The following is a 17,749-nucleotide window of genomic DNA, read 5'->3' on the forward strand; positions in this document are numbered from 1 at the left end:
ACACCCCCCATCCCCATCCCCTCCCCCCCCCCCCCCCCCCCCCCGCCCCCCCCCCCCCCCCCCCCCCCCCCCCCCCCCGCCGCTGTCCTGCCTGCCGGCGCGATGCCGGATACGTCATCCCCACCACGCTGGGCACCTGCGTGCCCTGCACCTACCCCGACCCGCACGGGCCGGAAGGGAGCACCCGTCATGAGCAACGCTGACCTGCGCCGCCTGGACCGCGAGATCAGGCACACCACGAAGAAGCTGGAAGCGGTCCGGCGGGGTGAGTTGTGGCCGCTGAACGGCCGCGAGCGCCGCGCCATGGCCCGCGCCGTCACCGGCGGCGCCTACCGCGTCGTACGGGGCCACAGCACCGGCCGCGCGGAAGAACGGATCGAGTCGACCGGGTCGGCCGCTGAGATGCGGCTGACCGCCGAGCTGAACGCCCTGCACGGCGAGCGGCAGCGGCTCGTCACCGAGGCCGCCCGCGACAAGGCCACCAAGAAGGCATCGGGGTGGTGGTGACCATGGCCAAGCAGACCCCGCCGGGTGAGTGCCCCCAGTGCTGGCAGCACGCCCACGACCGGAGCATTCACCGCAAGCTCAAGCCGCGCGAGGACTGCCCGCAGTGCGTTGACCACATGGTCAACGGCCACCCCCACCTCGTGCCGAAGAAGTCGAAGGGGTGGTGGTGACCATGCCCCGCACCGGCAAGGCGCCCGTCCTGATCTCGCACTTTCACTGCCCGGACTGCGGACCCCTCGCGTTCGGCGTGACCCGGGCCATCTGCGGCCAGGTGATCCCCGCCCCGGTCGTCGGCGACGGACCCGAGCGCAAGTGCCCGGCCTGCAAGGCAGCACGTCGCACCCACAAGGCCGGCCACCGCCGCTGACCCGCACGTTCGTGCCGCCCCGGGGTGGCCGCCCCTGCCACGGACACGGCCACCCCGGCTCACTCCTTCACTCCCGCCCCTGTCGGGGCAGTCAGGAGCACTCCCAGCATGTCTGAGAACGTCGTGCACCTTCACAAGGCCACCGACCCCCCGACCTCCGACACCGCCCCCACGGTGCTCACCGTGGTGCCGGACGCGCCGCCCGCTCGGCCGGTGCCGCTGTGGGTTCGCTCCGGCCGCGCGGTGAAGACCGCTGTCACGCATGAGCGCACCCGGTCGGCCGGCCGCGCTGCGGTCCGGCACGGCCTCTACACGTTCAACGGCGGCAGGATCGTGGCCCGCCGCACCTGGGACGGCCGTACCGGTTCCCGGTATGAGCGGATGATCCGGGCGGCGGAAGCCGCGGGGAACCTGGAAGCGGCGGAGGAGTGGGAGGAGCGGTTGCAGCGCTTCCGCGCCGCCCGCCACCACCGCCGCATGGACCTGTTGCACTCCCCCGTCGACGCCGCCAAGGGCGTAGCCGTAGGCGCCGGCATGAGCATCGGTGTGCTGGTCGCCCTCGGCATCGTCATGGCCATCAACTCCGGGCAGGCCGGTGACGTCGTCACTCCGCTCGCGGCGACCATCGACTTCATCGCCTTACTGATCCGCATCGTGCAGGTGGTGTGGGGCCCGCTGATCTCGATCGGCCCGTTCCTCGCCCTGCTCGCCCTGTGGTCGGTCGGCCGCAAGCAGCACGCCGCACCCCAGTGGGCACTTCCCGCGAACGTCCGCACCGGTGATGGGGAGCCGATCACACCGTCCATCGTGGTCAAGGCACTGCGCGACCTCGGAGTCCCTGCCCTAACCAGGGCCATCAAGGAGATGGGCGACGCCGGCGCCTCCATGCTCGGGCCGATCACGATCGCCGGATGCGGTGTCGAGGTGGACGTGACCCTTCCCTCGGGGGTGTCGACCAACGAGGTGCAGAGCAAGCGCCGCAAGCTCGCCGAGAACCTGACCCGGCACGAACACGAGGTGTTCATCACCATCCCGCAGGCCGCCCGCACCGTGCGGCTGTGGGTCGCCGACTCCGGCGCCCTGGACGAGCCGATCGGCCCGTCCCCGCTGGTCACCGACGAGACGATGACCGCCGACTACGCCAAGGGCCGCGCCCCGTGGGGGCAGGACCTGCGCGGCGACGCCGCCGCCCTGTCCCTGTATCAGCGCCACCTGCTCATCACGGGGTTGTCGAACCAGGGCAAGACCGTGGCCCTGCGCTCCCTGGCTCTGTGGCTGTCGCTGGACCGGTCGGTGCAGTTCCTGATGGGGGATCTCAAGGGCGTGGGTGACTGGGCCATGTTCGACGGCCTGGCCACCACGCTGATTCAGGGGCCGACGGATGAGCACGTGATCCAGGTGACCGAGATGGTGGAAGGCGCGGTCACCGAGATGAACCGCCGTATCCAGGCCCCGCCCGGCACGACGTTCCCGCCGCTCATTGTGCTGGTGGATGAGGCGCAGGTGGCGTTCATGTGCCCGGCCAAGGACGAGGACAAGCGCCCCTACGGTGGGTCCAAGGCCAACAGCCGGTACTTCATGGCCGTGCGGAAGATTCACAACCAGGGCCGTGCGGTGAATGTGCTGATGTGGCAGGGCACCCAGGACCCCACGAACGAGAACCTGCCCAAGCTCGTGCGCGAGGGCGCCCACACCCGCGCCTCCCTCGCCCTCGGTACCGAGTCGCAGGCCCGCATGGCGCTGGGGGACAAGGCCGTCGACGGCGGCGCCGCCCCGAACCTGCTCCGGCCCGGCCTGGACCGGGGAACCCTGGTCGTCGCCTCCGACGGCATCACCATCCCGGCCGGACAGTCGTCCATCACCGTGCGCACGCACTACATCGACGACGACGCCGCCACCGCGATCACCGACCGGGCCAAGGCCCTACGCGACGGCGTCACCACCCTCCACGCCATCGAACGGGGCGAGGAGCGTGACCCACTCGCCGACATCGCCGCCGTCATCGGCGACGCGCCCCGCGTCCGCACCAAGGACGTCCTGGCGCGGCTCGCCGCACGGAACGCCGACGCGTACGGCGGCTGGTCGTTCATCGACCTCAAGCGCGTTCTGGACGACGCCGGCGCGGAGCCGTACAAGTCCGACGGCGTGATGGTCGTCGCCCGCGACCGCGTCGCCCGCGCCCTCGCCAACCGCGACATCGAGGGTTCCGCTTCCGTCGACTGACGGCAGGGAGCCGACCGCGTGCGGGTCAGGGAGACAGGGAGAACTCCCTGAACGCCTCCCTGACCCGCCTCCCTGCGCCTGACCTGCACGAATGATCGTTCAGGGAGTCAGGGAGGCACGCAGGTCACACCCCTCAAACACCCCTCCAGAGCGCTCCCGCAAGGGGGTGCCGTTGCCTCCCTGGCCATCGGCCGGAAGGGATTCCGCATGTACCCCGACCGCACCCCGCACGCGCCCGCCGAACGGGCCGTGACCGCCTACCAGCCCACCCCGATACCGTCGCCCGTCGTCGTCCAGCCGGCGCCGGTCGTGCCGGTGCAGCCGGGCCACGTTCCGGCGGTAGCGAGCGTCGTCCTGCCCGACGGCCGTGTCGTCACCGGCTACGCGATCGACCACCCGCAGCCCACCCCGGTCGTCACCAAGCCGGCCGTCTCCCGCACGGCGGTGAACGTCGCCCTCGGGGGCGTCGGCTTCCTCGCGGTGTGCGGCGGGCTGCTGCTGCTCACCTCGTTCATCGCCGCGCTGACCGCGTTCATCGGTCAGCTCATCATCCTCGCCGCCGTCATCTTCGGCGGCTGGATCGCCGTCCAGGTCCTCGGAACGAGCAACCACCAGGGCGGCACGACGGTGAACATCCGCCGGGCCGTCTTCAAGCGCAACCACTTCCACGGCTGAAAGGCGGCCCGTCCGTGCGCTTCTACCTGACCACCCACAAACGCCACTGGGTCCGACTCACCGACGTGCCGCTGTTCCTGAAGTCCGAGCACTTCACCAACGCCGCCAAGCTGGATGAGGCGCGTGGCCCGTACGCGGTCGACTCCGGCGGATTCTCGGAGCTCCAGCGCCACGGCCGCTGGACGCGCACCCCGCGCCAGTACGTGCAGGACCTGCGCCGCATCTGGGAATGCGTCGGCCCCTACGACTGGGCCGCACCACAGGACTGGATGTGCGAAGACCTCATCATCCACGGCGGCACCGCCGGACCGAACGTGTTCGCCGGCACACATCTCAGCGTGCGCGAGCACCAGCGGCGTACCGTCGCCAACTTCCTCGAACTGCGCTCCCTCGCCCCCGACCTGCGCATCGCGCCGGTCATCCAGGGCGACACCGTGCCGGCCTACGAACACTGCGTAGAGCTGTACGAGCGGGCCGGGGTCGACCTGAGGACCGAACCGGTCGTTGGGCTCGGCTCGGTGTGCCGCCTGCAATCCACCCACCAGGGCGCGGCAATCGTCACCGCGATGGCCGCCCGCGGCCTGAAGTTGCACGGCTTCGGCTTCAAGACCCTCGGCCTGGAACGCGTCGGCCACCTGCTCGCCTCGGCCGACTCCGCCGCATGGAGCTACCACGCCCGCCGACGGCCCCCGCTGCCCGGACACACCCACAAGAACTGCGCCAACTGCATCGACTACGCCATGCGCTGGCGCACCCGCGTCCTGTCCGGCCTGCCCACATGGCAACAGCCCCTGTTGGACGCGGCCTAGCCACGCCAAGGGCGACCGCCCCTCTCGCCAAAGATGCGCGGTCGCCCTTGTCACCCAGCACCCTTCAACAGGACTGGAGACCTCCAGCATGACCCAAGACCCCCGTCCAGCGCTGCTGTCCGCAGCGCTGGACGCCGCCGAACACGGCTGGCACGTCTTCCCCCTGCGGCCCGGCACCAAGCGGCCCGCCCTGCACGGCGAGAAGACCTGCACTCGTACCGGGCCGTGCGCAGCCGGTCACCGGAAGTGGGAGCAGCGCGCCACGACCGACCCGGGCCGCATCCAAGCGGCCTGGTCGCGGGCGCCGTTCAACGTCGGTATCGCGACCGGCCCGTCCGGGCTGGTCGTGGTCGACCTGGACGTGCCCAAGGACAAGGGCAGTTCGGACGCGCCTTGCGGCGCGACGACCTTCCAAGCGCTCTGCGAGCGCGCCGGCCACCCCGTCCCCGACACCTACCGGACCCGGACCGCGAGCGGCGGGACACACCTGTACTTCACCGCCCCGGACGGTGTGCGGCTGTCCAACACGGCAGGAAGTATCGCCCCGTTGGTCGACACCCGAGCGCACGGCGGCTACGTCGTCGCCGCGGGCAGCATCACCCCCGCCGGACGGTACGAAGCCCTGTGCGCCCCTGTGGCCGCCCCGCTGCCCGGATGGCTGCTGAGCATCCTGCAACCGGCCCGCAAGCCCGTACAGGCGCCCGCAGGGCCCGACACGGGGCGATCCCGCCGATATGCGGATGTAGCACTCGCCAAGGAGGCCTTGAACGTGGCCACCGCCGCCGACGGGACCCGTAACACCACGCTGCTGCGGGCCGCCCGCGCCCTGGGACGGCTGATCGCGTCCGGCGACCTCACCCGCGTACAGGTCGAGCAGGCTCTTAGGGAGGCGGCGGCGGGCAACGCCACACAGTCGCAGCGCTACTACGACGACGTGATCCGGCGGGGCCTTGACTGGTCCATCGCCCACAACCCCCGGCGCGGGCAGGCGGCATGACCAACCCTCCCCCCTCTAAGAGCCCAACCAGTACCCCGCCCGGCCCGCGCGCCGCCGAACCGGGCAGCGTCCGGCCGGCCGTGGGCGAGCCGAAAGGCGCCGCCCGTCAGGGCGTCGTCACTGCTCTTCGCTCGAACCGGTTCCCGGCCGACGGAGCGCACCCGAGTGCCGACCCGACGCCGGAGCGGCCCGGAATCCGCATCTACGCCTCGCCGGTCTACCGCCACCACTGGGACGGGGCCCGCTGGTCCACCCGGCACGGCTCCATCCCCACCGCCGCCTACGCCTGCCCCTGCGGACAGACCGGCACCGCCCGCGGACCGGACGCCGTGGCCGCCCTGGTCACCGAGTACGAGGCGCACAAGCACTTCTGCGCGGGAGTTCCCGCCATGCTGGAACGGAGGAACGCCGCATGACCCCCACCACCATCGACGGGGCCGCGCTGCTGGACGAGGTGGAAGCCTTCCACCGACGGTTCAATGTCTTCCCCACCGAGGCCGCGTTCGTCGCCGTCGCCCTGTGGGACGCTCACGCCCACCTGCTCGACTGCTTCGACTCCACCCCCCGCATCGCGTTCCTGTCCCCCGAACCGGGGTCGGGCAAGACACGCGCGCTGGAGATCGTCGAGACGCTGGTGCCGCAGCCCATGACGGCCGTCAACGCGTCAGCCGCCGCCCTGTTCCGGTCCGTGTCCGCCGGCACCGGCAAGCCCACCATCCTGTTCGACGAGATCGACACCGTCTTTGGTCCCAAGGCGGGGGACAACGAGGAACTGCGCGGGTTCCTCAACGCCGGACACCGCCGGACCGGGGTCACCTACCGGTGCATCGGTGACGGCGGACAGCAGACCGTTCAGGCCTTCCCCTCGTACTGCGCGGTCGCGGTCGCCGGTCTCGGCTCCCTGCCGGACACGATCCTGAGCCGGTCCGTCATCATCCGCATGCGACGACGGGCGAGGAACGAGAAGGTGGAACCCTTCCGGGCCCGCATCCACGAAGCCGAGGGGCACGCCCTGCGGGACCGGCTCACCACCTGGGCCGAGCACGTACGGGACCGTGTCATGGGGGCGTGGCCGGACATGCCCGACGGGGTGAGCGACCGGCCGGCCGACGTGTGGGAACCCCTCCTCGCCGTCGCCGACGCCATCGGCGGCCACTGGCCCGAACGGGCACGCGCGGCATGCGTGACCCTGGTCCGCGCCTCCAAGGCCAACGACAAAGGCAGTCTCGGGGTCCGGCTGCTGACCGACCTGCGCGACCACGTGATGGTCGGTATCGACCGCCTGCCCACCATCGCCATCATCGACCGGCTCAACGCCCTCGATGACGCCCCGTGGGCCGACCTCAACGGCAAGCCGCTCGACAACCGGCGCCTGTCCCGGATGCTCGGGGAGTACATGACGGCCGACAACGAGCCGATCGCCTCCCGCAACATCAAGACCGCCGGAAGCGTGTTGAAGGGCTACTACGCCACCGATCTGCACGACGCGTGGCAACGCTACTGCCCCCCTCCCCCGGAAAGTCCGCTACTTCCGCTACCGGACACCGAAAACGCCGCCTGACCAGCGCAAACGGGGTAGCGGCAACCGGCCCCGGTTGCCGCTACCCCGCCGCTACCCATCCGCTACCGCTACCCCTTCCCGCTACCCCGAACAGGCCCCTGACCTGCGCGGTAGCGGCGGTAGCGGAAGTAGCGCCCCTCAGAGGTACCCCCTTCAGCCTGTCCCGCGAAGGAGTCACCACCTTGGCCAGCACCAAGATGCTCAAGCTCCCCGAAGTGCTCGAAGAGATCGAGATGAGCCGCGCCGCCTTCTACCGCATGCGTGCCCGCGGCAAGGCCCCGAAGCTCATCAAGCTGCCCAACGGGCAGATCCGTTGCCGTCGCAGCGACCTGGACGCGTGGTGGGCCAAGCACGAGATGTGCGCCTGACCCACAACCGACCTGAGGGGATCCCGCCACGTGGCGGGGTCCCCGTCTCGTGAAGGAGAGCAATGCACAGCTACGACGTGCGTATCTGGAACATCCGTAAGCGTCCGAGCAAGGCCGCTCCGTTCCAACTGCGGTGGCAGGTGGACGGCAAGGAACATCAGGAGAAGTTCGCGACCAAGACGCTCGCCGACGCGCGCCGCGCCGAGCTGCTGACCGCGACGCGCAAGGGTGAATCGTTCGACACGGAAACCGGCCTGCCCGTCTCGGAGATGCGCGAGCGGAACCGCACGAACTGGTACGCCCACGCCCGCGCGCACGCCGCCCGGAAGTGGCCGACGGCGGCAGCGAAGCACCGCGCGAGCATCTCGGAGAGTCTGACCATCGCCACGATGGCTCTCTGTCCCACGGGCAAGGGACGGCCGGCAGACGACCTCTTGCGCCGTGCGCTCTATCAGTGGGGGTTCAACGCGGGACGCCATGACCAGGAACCGCCGGAAGCGGAGTCCAAGGCGCTGGCGTGGGTGGAGCGGAACACCCCGGCCGTGGTCGACCTCGACAGTGCGCAGCGCGTTCGCACGGTGCTGGAACACCTGGCCAAGCGGCAGGACGGCAAGCCGGCCGCCGCCAACACGTTCCGCCGCCGTCGCGCGGTGCTGAGCAACTGTCTGCGCCTGGCCGTGGAGCATGAGCTACTGCCCGGCAACCCGCTGCACCGCGTCCACTGGGAGACGCCTAAGGCAGTGGAAGAGCTGGACGTGCGGAGCGTCGCCACGCCGGCGCAAGCACGGGCGCTGCTGGACGCCGTCCGCGCACAGGGGCCCCGCGGGGCCCACCTCGTTGCCTTCTTCGCGTGCATCTACTACGCGGCGATGCGGCCGGAAGAAGTGTCCATGCTCAGCGCTGACCAGTGCGATCTCCCCACGGACGGGTGGGGACGACTCATGCTCGCCGGTGCCCGGCCGCAGGTTGGATCGGCATGGACGGACGACGGCAAGCCGTACGAGGAGCGGCAGTTGAAGCACCGGGCACGCCGCGCGGTCCGCCCGGTGCCTATCCCGCCCGTACTGGTCGGCATCCTGCGCGAGCACATCGAAGCCATCGGGGCGACGGCTGACGGCCGGCTGTTCAGCGCCGTGCGCGGCGGCCCGGTCCGGTCGCAGGAGTACGGCGCTGTGTGGAAAGAGGCCCGCCGGAAGGCGCTTACGCCCGCGCAGGTCGCCTCTCCGCTGGCCGCCATCCCGTACGACCTGCGGCACGCGTGCGTGTCGTTCTGGCTCCGCTCCGGGGTGAGCCTGGCCGAGACGGCCCGCCGCGCGGGACAGAGCGTCGCCGTACTCCAGCGCTACTACGCCAAGGTGCTGGACGGCGAGGAGGACAGGATGAACGCCCTGATCGAGCAGGGTTTGGCGGAGCACGAGGGCGGGGCCGAGGGGCCCTGATTACTGGCCGCAGGTTGGCCGCACGCGCTGGTCAGAAGTGGGATACCGGCGATTCAGGGTGAGACAAGGTGCACGCAGAGAGGGTGCCCCGGTGGACGGGACACCCTCTCTGACCTGCAACGTCTATGACCTGCGCGGAGGCGGTGGGATTTGAACCCACGGTGACATCGCTGCCACGACGGTTTTCAAGACCGTTCCCTTAGGCCGCTCGGGCACGCCTCCCCGCGCCTGCCGGTGACCGGCGGCGCGGGGACCAGGGTAACGGGTTCGGGATGCGTCGGTGCGGTCAGCTGTCGCCCACGCGGGAGCCCAGGGTGAGTTCCGTGGTGCGCTCCTTGCCGCCACGCTCGTAGGTGATCGTGACCTTGTCGCCGGGCTTGTGCGTCCAGATCTCGCCGATCAGGGTCGGGCCCGAGTCGATGACCCGGTCGTCGAGCTTGGTGATGACGTCGCCGGGCTTGAGGCCTGCCTTGTCGGCGGGGCCACCCGGGTCGACGGGCTCGGAGCCGCCCGCGCCCTGCTCGGTGATCTTCGCGCCACCCGTCGTGTCCTCCAGGGAGACCGATGCGCCGATCTTGGCGTACACCGGCTTACCCGTCTTGATCAACTCCTGGGCGACGTACTTGGCCTGGTTGATCGGGATGGCGAAGCCCAGGCCGATGGAGCCGGCCTGCCCGGTGCCGAAGCCGCCGTTGCTGGTGGACTGGATCGCGGAGTTGATGCCGATGACGTTGCCCTGCGCGTCCAGCAGCGGACCACCGGAGTTGCCCGGGTTGATGGACGCGTCGGTCTGCAGCGCGCTCATGTACGAGGCCTGGCTGCCCGTGCCGTCGCTGGAGGCCACCGGGCGGTTCTTCGCACTGATGATGCCCGTCGTCACCGTGTTGGACAGACCGAAGGGCGCGCCGATCGCGATGGTCGAGTCGCCGACGGTCACCTCGTCGGAGTTGCCCAGCGGCAAGGGCTTCAGGTCCGAGGGGGCCTCGTTCAGCTTGATGACCGCGACGTCGTAGCCCTGCGCGTGGCCGACGACCTCCGCCTCGTACTTCTTGCCGTTCGGGAAGGTCACCGAGAGCTTGCCGCCATCGACGGCTTCGGCCACCACGTGGTTGTTGGTGACGATGTGGCCCTGGGTGTCGAAGACGAATCCGGTGCCGGTGCCGCCCTCGCCACTGCTGCTCTCGGCCTCGATGGTGACCGTGCTGGGCAGCGCCTTGGCGGCCACGGCGGCGACCGTGCCCGGGTCGCGCTTCACGTTGCCGCCGCTGGTGGACGACGAGACGGTCGTCGAGCCGCTGCTGTCGTTCTCCTTGGCCAGCGTGTAGCCGAGGCCGCCGCCCGCGCCGCCCGCGACCAGCGCGGCCACCAGGACCGCAGCGACCATGCGGCCGCGCCCGCCGCCGTTCTTCGGCTGCGGCGGAGGCTGGTACGAGGAACCCCAGCCGCCGCCCTGTCCGGCACCGCCGTCGCCGTACGACGGAGTGGCCGGCGAAGGCGGCGGAGGCCAGGAGGCGTCGGGGGCGGAGGGAGAGTGGGCCCCGCTGTCGGCCGGAGGGCCGGCAGGTACGTCTCCCTGGGCGGCGGGGTCCGGGTTTCCATGGGTGCCCTGCGGGCCGTACCCGTAGCCGTTTCCGGCCGCGGGGCCCTGCGGGCCGGCCGCGTGTCCCTGGCCGTCCACGGCGTGGCCGCCCACCGACGGCGCGGCCGGTGCCGGAGCCGCTCCCGGGGCCGGGTGGTCCTGGTACGCCGAAGCAGCGGGAGCATCCACCGGCGCGGGCGGCGGCTCGGACGGGGCCGGTGGGACCGCGGTGCCCTCGTTCTCGGTGCTCACAGCTTCTCTCCTCGATCCACGGCTGTTGTTCTCGGTCGCACTCGGTACCGCTCGTTCACGCACGTCCACGAGTCCGGCGCGATGCAGCTGTGCATGTCTCTTTGTATGACGTCAGCTTTTCCCATGGGCCGTCAGGGCACCATAAGCCGTTCCTGTGGGTCCGGGGTCATTCTTTATATAGGGCATTACTCATGTAAGGTGCGCCACTCGATGCCTCCGACCGAACGTCGACACAGCTCACACCACTCCGGCCACACGTCTACCCGCGCGCGGTGGCACCATGACGCGGTGACCCACGCACGACAGCACCCGACCGAAGTCGTCGCGCACCGCGGGGCTTCCGAGGATGCCCCCGAACACACCCTGGCCGCATATCGAAAGGCGATCGAGGACGGTGCGGACGCGCTCGAATGTGATGTACGGCTGACCGCCGACGGCCACCTCGTGTGCGTTCACGACCGTCGGGTCAACCGTACGTCGAACGGGCGCGGTGCGGTCTCCGCACTCGAGCTCTCGGATCTCGCCGCCCTGGACTTCGGCTCCTGGAAGAGCCGCGACCCCGCCGGAGGGCCGCGCGTCGAGGAGCCCGACTGGGAGCACCGCCCTGAGGACCGGGAGGCCACGTCCGTGCTCACTCTGGAGCGGCTGCTGGAACTGGTCTCCGATGCCGGGCGCCGGGTCGAGCTGGCGATCGAGACCAAGCACCCCACGCGGTGGGCGGGGCAGGTGGAGGAGCGGCTGCTGCTCCTGCTCAAACGGTTCGGGCTCGACGCGCCCGCCGCCCCCGAGGACTCACCGGTGCGCGTGATGAGCTTCTCCGCGCGGTCGCTGCACCGCGTGCGCGCCGCGTCACCGGCGCTGCCCACCGTTCACCTCACCCAGTTCGTCACACCACGCCTGCGTGACGGACGGCTGCCCGTCGGTGTAGGGATCGCGGGGCCCTCGATCCGCATCGCGCGCAGTCACCCCGCGTATATCGAGCGCCTCAAGCAGGCCGGCCACCAGGTGCACGTGTGGACGGTGGACGAAGCCCAGGACGTGGATCTCTGCGTGCGTCTCGGCGTGGACGCCATCATCACCAACCGGCCCCGCGCGGTGCTCGACCGGCTCGGCCGCTGACCCCGCCGTGATCCTTTCTTGCCACTTCCGCCCCATCCGCCCCAAGAACTCCGTGCAGGCGTCTTGACCCAGCTCGCGGACCGGGCCATCCTCACATCTCGGCCACACCGAAGAAATCCAGCCACACGGCTACAGGGAGTGCTCCGGCGCGTTCGGTACGTATTCGATCGTTTCGAGTGCGTCACCCGTCATGGATTGGCCGGTTTCCGGTTCAGGCCAATGGGGCATCCACACCGTGGCGTGGGGCGAAGGAGGTCTCGGGGGTGGCGTTGGTGGTGGCACAGGAGGTGCCCACGTCGTCGAGCATGGCCGTACCCCATGGCCCTGCGGGCGTGGGGAAGGCGAGGCACCGTATGCGCACGCAGTTGCGCGACGGGGGCGTGGCGGACACGGTCATCGACGATGCCGTACTGATCCTGTCCGAGCTGTTGAGCAATGCGTGCAAGCACGGTCGGCCGCTCGGCGACGCCCTCGCCGGCGACGGTGCCGTGCGTGCCGCGTGGCGGGTGGACCCGTGCGGCCGGCTCGTTCTTGAGGTCACGGACGGCGGCGGTCCGACCCGCCCGGCGCCGGCCACCCCGTCGGTCACGGCGCACGGCGGCCGGGGGCTGAACATCATCACCGCGCTGGCCGACGACTGGGGCGTGCGCGACGAGGTGCCGGGAGAGGTCACGGTGTGGGTCGTCGTCCATGACGACGTGTACGACCCGGACGCGGGAGCCGGACACCGGCGCGAGGACTTCGCCCCGCGCGCGACGGCTCCCCCGATCTCCCGCATCACGGGATTGGACTTCGCGGACGTCTTCGACGACCTCGACTGAGGGCGGGTCCGGGCCGGGGACGAGCCCGGGCCGGGGGACGGTCAGGGCCAGGGGACGGTCAGGGCCGAGGACCCTCACCGGTCAAGGAAGGCCCTTCCCCCTTCAAGGACCGTCGCGGAGAAAGACGGTCACGGGGTGAAGGACGACCCGGATCGGCGATGCCCCCGGCCGAGGGCCGCCTTCTCTTACTGCCCGCGGTGTCCGCGGTTGTCCACAGCCCGGCACGTTGTCCACAGGTTCCCGTCGGCTGCGGCATGAACGGCTAGGCTCGCGCCCGTACGAGACGAGCCGTAACCGGGAGACACCCACGATGGCCAAGAAGCGACCTCAGACGAAGGCCAAGCGCCCTCAGCTCACGGACGGGCAGATCCCGGTCGTCGGCGCCCGTGAGCCCTGCCCCTGCGGTAGCGGCCGCCGCTACAAGGCGTGCCACGGCCGCGCCGCCGCGCATGCCGTGACCGAGCTGGTGCACCGCCCGTTCGAGGGTCTGCCCGGCGAGTGCGACTGGGTGGCGCTGCGCGAACTGGTGCCGGCCGCCACCGTCGAGCTGACGCTCAAGGACGGCCTGCCCGAAGGGGTCCCGTCGGTCACCCTGGCCACGGTGCTGCCGATGGCCTGGCCGGCGCTGCGCCGCGACGACGGCTCGGTCCTGATCGGCCTGCAGAACGACACCTCTTCCGGAGACATCAGCCGCGATCTCGCCGACACCCTGCGGCGCGCACTCGCCGCGGAACCGGGCACCCCCGTCCAGGCGCGGCGCGTGCCCGCCGACAGCCCCCGGCTGCAGGACCTGCTGGCTCCCGAGAGCGCGTTCGAGCCGGTGGTGCACAGCGGGTTCGAGTTCTGGGTCCCGGATCCGGAAAACGCCACGCCGGAGGTCACCGCCTCCCTGGAGCGGGCCAACGCTGCCGCCATCCCGACCGTCAAGCTGTCGGGCGTGGACTCCGCGTACTGGTGCGAGACGCCCGAGAAGAACCATCTGCGGTGGGTCATGCCGTATTCCGAGGAGCAGCTTCTGGACGCTCTCGCGCGACTGCACGCGGCGGGCCGGTCCTCGCTGGGCGAAGGCACCCGCCTCGTGGGCTCCTTCCGCGCTCACGGGCTCACCGTGCCGGTCTGGGACCTGCCCAGCGGGGTCGGCGCCGAGGACGTGGAGAAGCCGGCCGCCGAGTTCGCCGAGCGGCTCGCCGCCGCACTGGACACGGACGCGCCGCTCACCGCCGACGAGCGCCGTGCGCGCGGAGGGCTGACGAACCGCCAGGTCACCCTCAGCTGAGGCACCGGCGCATCCTCGGGTTCCGTCGGCGGCCGACCGGCGGAACCGCCCGGTCCGGCACCACCGGTTTCCTGCGCAACTCCCGGCGCGGGCAGGCCAGTCGGTGACCGGAAAGCCGAGATCGAATTTGCGAACCGCCGATCTCTTGTTACCGTTCCATTAGCCCGGTTGCTGGTGCATCCCCCGTCGCCAGCAACCGGGTCTTTGCGTGCGGGTCACCGTTCACGCAGTGCGACCGCCGGCCCCACGGCCCGTCTCCGTCTGCTCCTTGCACGCCGCTACCGGCCAATCGTCGCCCCCCGCCGCTCAGTTGCTCCCGGGCCCAGCAGCGGACGCCCTCCTCCGGCGCCGTCCGCGACCGCGGTATGGGCGCGGGACCGCCCCACTCCCCGCCCACACGGCGCCTCACCCGAAGCGGGCTCCTCACCGGCGGCCACGGCGCAGTACGTCCGCACGGTCCGGCCACCGGCGCCGAGACCCAGCACGGCGACCAGTCCCTCACCGCTGGCGTTGCCATGGCAGGTCGGCGCCCGGGCCTCCTCGCCCTGCGCCGGCACACGGGTCTGTGCCTCGATGCCGTCGGGGGAGGAGAGCGCGGGACCGCACCGCACGGCGGTGGACAGGTGCGGGCCGGGCGGCGACAGGTCTCCGACGGCCGAGGTCCCCGCCCTGCCGCGCCGCCACGTGCGGCGGGATCCGCGAAGCGGCGGAGCCCTCGGGCGCCGAGGGCCCGGAGGCGTACCGCCGGCCGGCCGGGCCCGCGGATTCCAGCGCCGGCGGCAGCACGATCACACAGGCCGCCACGACGCCCGTGAGGGCGAGCGGACGAGCGCTCCGGCCGACCCGGCGCCCGGTACACAGCGGCATGCCCCGGGAAGACAGCGTCCCGGGGCGGCCGGCCCGGCGCGGCGCGCGCCGTTACCCGCTACATTTCGGGCGCGCTCACACCCGAACGGGTGAGGGCCTCGACCACGGCGTCCACCACGGCTTCGACGCCGGGCACCCAGGGGGAGGCCGAGCCGGGAAGTGGCGCGCGCTCCCAGCGGATTCCGCCCTGTGCGGTCTCGGACGGGGGCAGGGCGAGGTAGCCGCCCTCGCCGTGGAAGCGCAGGGAACCGGGGACGAAGTCCTTGGCGTACAGCAGCTCGCCCAACTGCTCCATGGAGTACGGCCGCACCAGGATCGACCAGCGGGCGTGCGAGGCCACGATCGGGCCCAGCCGCATGCCGCGATGGTCGAGCGCGGCAAGGGCCCGGGCGGCCGGCAGGGCAGGCAGGGACACCGCACACGGGGCATTGCCGCCGGTGGCCAGGATGATGGGCGCCGTCGGCCGGTTGCTCCACCACCAGCGCACCATGCGCGCGTCGGTGGTGGCGGCGAGGAGGCCGGGGTCGAACGGGTGGGCACCCGGCACTGTGCACTCGGGGTCGGGGCAGCCGCAGCGGGACCGGCCCTGCGGGTCGGCCGCCACGCCGGGGAGTACGGGCCACTGCCATTGCGCCGCGTAGGTCAGGGCCGCACCGATCAGCTCAGGCCCTCCGTCGCCGCGTCGGGACAGGAGCTTGCGTCGCCTTCCGAGGATCTCGCGCATATGCGCTCGTTCCTTTCCGTTGCACGCCTGGCAACACCGTGGACCACATCACGTCATGTGTCGATCACTTCACTGTGCGTACCTGTTGGCGCATCACACCCCCGCGCCGGGCAGGGGGAACCCCTATGGGCCGAGCATGGGCTGCCTCCGCGGCCGTTCCGCCCATACTGCGTCTATCAGAAGTACGGGCGTGGCGTGGGGGTGGCGAAGTCTGGCGTTTGCCGTCGCGCGTGTTTCTCTCCGCCTCCGCCACGGGAGGATGGGGCACGGTCGTCGGTGGTTATGACGCCCGGGTCCGTCGCCAGGTTCCCGAGCGGTTTCCCACCACCACTGGCCTTCACCGAGTACGTACCCATCACGACCGCTGTGACGCTTCCGTCGAGCAAGGCCAGTCGACCGCAATATGCCTCCCCCTGAGGCAGTTTCAAGCCAACTTCGCTTTTCGGCAAGAGGTCTGCGAGGAGTTCCCTTCAACCTCACGGACACCAGGAATCCCAGCAGGACAATGCTGGACATCTCCTCACGAGTACGTGTACATGTGGAGACACTGCCGGCGACGCAGAACGACATGGGGGTTTGCGATGCTTTTGAGCAGTACATACCGTCCGGAAAGCCGGACGCCATGAACGCCCCGCACCCTCCGAAAGTGGCCGGAATCGATTCAACGGTTCCCGCACCCGCACACACTGTCGCGTCCGTCACGGGTACCTCACCCGCCCCTGCGGCAAACCTCCAGAACGCACCCGGCGCGCTTCTCCAGGACCGTCTCGCCGGCTGGGTCTCCGACCTCACGACCCTCCACGAACTCACCGAACGCCTGCTCCGCGCGAGCACGCTCGACGACGCGCTCCAGGAACTGCTGCGCGCGGGAGCCGCACTGGTCGGCGCGCGGCGCGGTCTCGTGGCCCTGGAACCCGCCGACGGGCTCGGCCCGGTCACCACCATCGGTCTCGGACTGGCCCGCGCCGATCTCGGCCACATGGAGACGGTGCCGCGCAGTTCCCTGTCGTACGGCAGGATCCTGGACGGCCTGCACGGCGCCGACGACGGCATCGCCGAGCCCGACCTGTTCGCCGAAAAGGGACTCGACCCCCGGCACCGCGAGGTCGCCGCCCGCCTCGGCTACGCCGCCAGCTTCACTCTCCCCCTCACCACCGGGGCCACCGGACGGCTGGGAGCCGCGGTCTGGCTCTACGACGAGCCGGCCGAACCGTCGGAGCGGCAGCGTCACCTCGTCGGCCTCTACATCCGCCAGGCCGCCGAGCACCTGGCCCACCTGCTCGAACTCGAGCGCACGCGCGCGTCCATGGCCACGATGGCCGAGGAGCTGCTGCCCTCCCGCCTCCCCCGGGTCGCCGGTGTCCAGCTCGCCGCGCGGCACCGCACCTCCCCGCGCGGGGGCGGCGACTGGTACGACGCGCTGCCGCTGCCCGACGCCGCGCTCGGTCTCGCCGTCGGCTCCGTCACCGGGTCGGGGCCCAGCGCGGTCGCCGCGATGGGCCGGCTGCGGGCGTCGCTGCGCGCGTATGCCGTGATGGAGGGGGAGGATCCGGTCGCCGTCCTGTCCGACCTGGAGCTGCTGCTGCGGCTCACCGAGCCCGCCCGGTCGGCCACCGCCCTGTTCGGCTACTGCGAGCCCTCGCTGCGCCGGATCACGCTCGCCGGGGCCGGGCACAGTCCTCCGCTGCTGCTCGGGGACCGCCGCACGGAGTTCGTCGAGACCTCGGTCTCCGCCCCGCTGGGCATGCTCGCCTGCTGGGAGGCGCCGAGCGTGGAGGTCCAGGCGGAGCCGGGGGAGACGGTCCTGCTCTACACCGACGGACTGCTGCACCGCACCGGCGATCCCACCGACCGCGCCTTCGCGCGGCTGCACGCGGCTGCGGCGGGAGTGCCCACGGCACTGCGCCGGGACCCCGGCGCAGTCGCCGACCACGTCCTGCGCGCGGTGCTGCCGGAAGGGGCCGACACCGCGGACTCCGCCGAGGACGTGGTGCTGCTCGCGGCGCGGTTCGCCTAGCCGTCCCGGCCACGGTCCGCCGACCGTCCGGGATCACCGTCCGGATCCGCTCGGGACCATGGCACGCCGACCCCCGGAGCCCTTGGCCCGGTGATCTTGCGTGCGGCCTCGGTAACAGGTCCTTCCCCGGTTCGTCCGTTTCCGCACG

General features: G+C 71.3%; 17 protein-coding genes, 1 tRNA gene and 1 pseudogene. 16 read left to right on the forward strand and 3 right to left on the reverse strand.

The genetic code is table 11. The annotated features are described in order from the left end of the window. Nucleotides 1-77: 77 nt before the first annotated feature. The 12 genes and pseudogenes from ACZ5C2_RS08600 to ACZ5C2_RS08655 all read left to right on the forward strand — a co-directional run. Nucleotides 78-203: pseudogene (locus ACZ5C2_RS08600) on the forward strand (RRQRL motif-containing zinc-binding protein); the annotation flags it as partial. Further along, nucleotides 190-507, forward strand: a complete 318-nt coding sequence (locus tag ACZ5C2_RS08605) for a hypothetical protein (RefSeq protein WP_468787980.1) — start codon at nt 190-192, stop codon at nt 505-507. The pseudogene ACZ5C2_RS08600 and the gene ACZ5C2_RS08605, both read left to right, overlap by 14 nt. A 2-nt stretch (nt 508-509) precedes the next feature. Next, the gene (locus tag ACZ5C2_RS08610; protein WP_468787982.1) at nt 510-677 is read left to right on the forward strand and encodes a pRL2-8; all 168 of its coding nucleotides are present in this window, start codon (nt 510-512) and stop codon (nt 675-677) included. Continuing rightward, on the forward strand, nt 674-874 hold the full coding sequence (locus tag ACZ5C2_RS08615) for a hypothetical protein (RefSeq protein ID WP_468787984.1): 201 nt from the start codon (nt 674-676) through the stop codon (nt 872-874). The genes ACZ5C2_RS08610 and ACZ5C2_RS08615 overlap by 4 nt, the downstream gene beginning before the upstream one ends. Before the next feature lie 108 nt (nt 875-982). Next, nucleotides 983-3,097: a P-loop NTPase family protein gene (locus tag ACZ5C2_RS08620; protein WP_468787986.1), complete on the forward strand. Its 2,115-nt coding sequence runs from the start codon at nt 983-985 to the stop codon at nt 3,095-3,097. Nucleotides 3,098-3,304: 207 nt separating this feature from the next. Continuing rightward, nucleotides 3,305-3,772, forward strand: coding sequence for a hypothetical protein (locus ACZ5C2_RS08625; protein ID WP_468787988.1), 468 nt, complete (start codon nt 3,305-3,307; stop codon nt 3,770-3,772). Between the two features lie 14 nt (nt 3,773-3,786). After that, nucleotides 3,787-4,581, forward strand: coding sequence for a deazapurine DNA modification protein DpdA family protein (locus ACZ5C2_RS08630; RefSeq protein ID WP_468787990.1), 795 nt, complete (start codon nt 3,787-3,789; stop codon nt 4,579-4,581). Between the two features lie 88 nt (nt 4,582-4,669). Further along, a complete protein-coding gene (locus ACZ5C2_RS08635) occupies nt 4,670-5,578 on the forward strand; it encodes a bifunctional DNA primase/polymerase (protein WP_468787991.1) in 909 nt (302 codons plus the stop codon). A gap of 80 nt (nt 5,579-5,658) precedes the next feature. Next, nucleotides 5,659-5,994 (forward strand): hypothetical protein, encoded by a 336-nt coding sequence (locus tag ACZ5C2_RS08640; RefSeq protein ID WP_468787993.1) that lies wholly within the window; start codon nt 5,659-5,661, stop codon nt 5,992-5,994. Then, nucleotides 5,991-7,139 (forward strand): DUF3631 domain-containing protein, encoded by a 1,149-nt coding sequence (locus ACZ5C2_RS08645; protein ID WP_468787995.1) that lies wholly within the window; start codon nt 5,991-5,993, stop codon nt 7,137-7,139. The genes ACZ5C2_RS08640 and ACZ5C2_RS08645 overlap by 4 nt, the downstream gene beginning before the upstream one ends. 182 nt (nt 7,140-7,321) lie before the next feature. Continuing rightward, nucleotides 7,322-7,507: a helix-turn-helix transcriptional regulator gene (locus tag ACZ5C2_RS08650; RefSeq protein ID WP_468787997.1), complete on the forward strand. Its 186-nt coding sequence runs from the start codon at nt 7,322-7,324 to the stop codon at nt 7,505-7,507. Nucleotides 7,508-7,569: 62 nt separating this feature from the next. Next, entirely contained in the window at nt 7,570-8,946 is a 1,377-nt protein-coding gene (locus tag ACZ5C2_RS08655) for a tyrosine-type recombinase/integrase (protein ID WP_468787999.1), read from the forward strand. A 135-nt stretch (nt 8,947-9,081) separates the two neighbouring features. Here the strand turns inward: ACZ5C2_RS08655 and ACZ5C2_RS08660 are convergent. Beyond that, nucleotides 9,082-9,168, reverse strand: a tRNA-Ser gene (locus ACZ5C2_RS08660). Nucleotides 9,169-9,232: 64 nt separating this feature from the next. Beyond that, complete coding sequence (locus ACZ5C2_RS08665) at nt 9,233-10,777, reverse strand: S1C family serine protease (RefSeq protein WP_468788001.1); 1,545 nt, start codon at nt 10,775-10,777, stop codon at nt 9,233-9,235. 288 nt (nt 10,778-11,065) lie between these two features. Here ACZ5C2_RS08665 and ACZ5C2_RS08670 point away from each other — a divergent pair, with 288 nt between their 5' ends. The 3 genes from ACZ5C2_RS08670 (at nt 11,066) to ACZ5C2_RS08680 (ending at nt 13,993) form a co-directional block, all read left to right on the forward strand. Further along, the gene (locus ACZ5C2_RS08670) at nt 11,066-11,896 is read left to right on the forward strand and encodes a glycerophosphodiester phosphodiesterase (RefSeq protein WP_468788003.1); all 831 of its coding nucleotides are present in this window, start codon (nt 11,066-11,068) and stop codon (nt 11,894-11,896) included. Nucleotides 11,897-12,159: 263 nt separating this feature from the next. Then, the gene (locus tag ACZ5C2_RS08675) at nt 12,160-12,717 is read left to right on the forward strand and encodes an ATP-binding protein (RefSeq protein WP_468788005.1); all 558 of its coding nucleotides are present in this window, start codon (nt 12,160-12,162) and stop codon (nt 12,715-12,717) included. A gap of 310 nt (nt 12,718-13,027) precedes the next feature. After that, on the forward strand, nt 13,028-13,993 hold the full coding sequence (locus ACZ5C2_RS08680; protein WP_468788007.1) for a DUF5926 family protein: 966 nt from the start codon (nt 13,028-13,030) through the stop codon (nt 13,991-13,993). Between the two features lie 925 nt (nt 13,994-14,918). On the opposite strand, the gene ACZ5C2_RS08685 is transcribed toward ACZ5C2_RS08680, so the two are convergent. Next, nucleotides 14,919-15,584 (reverse strand): bifunctional DNA primase/polymerase, encoded by a 666-nt coding sequence (locus tag ACZ5C2_RS08685; RefSeq protein WP_468788009.1) that lies wholly within the window; start codon nt 15,582-15,584, stop codon nt 14,919-14,921. Between the two features lie 505 nt (nt 15,585-16,089). Here ACZ5C2_RS08685 and ACZ5C2_RS08690 point away from each other — a divergent pair. Beyond that, nucleotides 16,090-17,601, forward strand: coding sequence for a PP2C family protein-serine/threonine phosphatase (locus ACZ5C2_RS08690; protein ID WP_468788011.1), 1,512 nt, complete (start codon nt 16,090-16,092; stop codon nt 17,599-17,601). The last annotated feature ends 148 nt before the right edge of the window (nt 17,602-17,749 follow it).

The sequence above is a fragment of the Streptomyces sp. NPDC031365 genome (genome assembly GCF_055569765.1).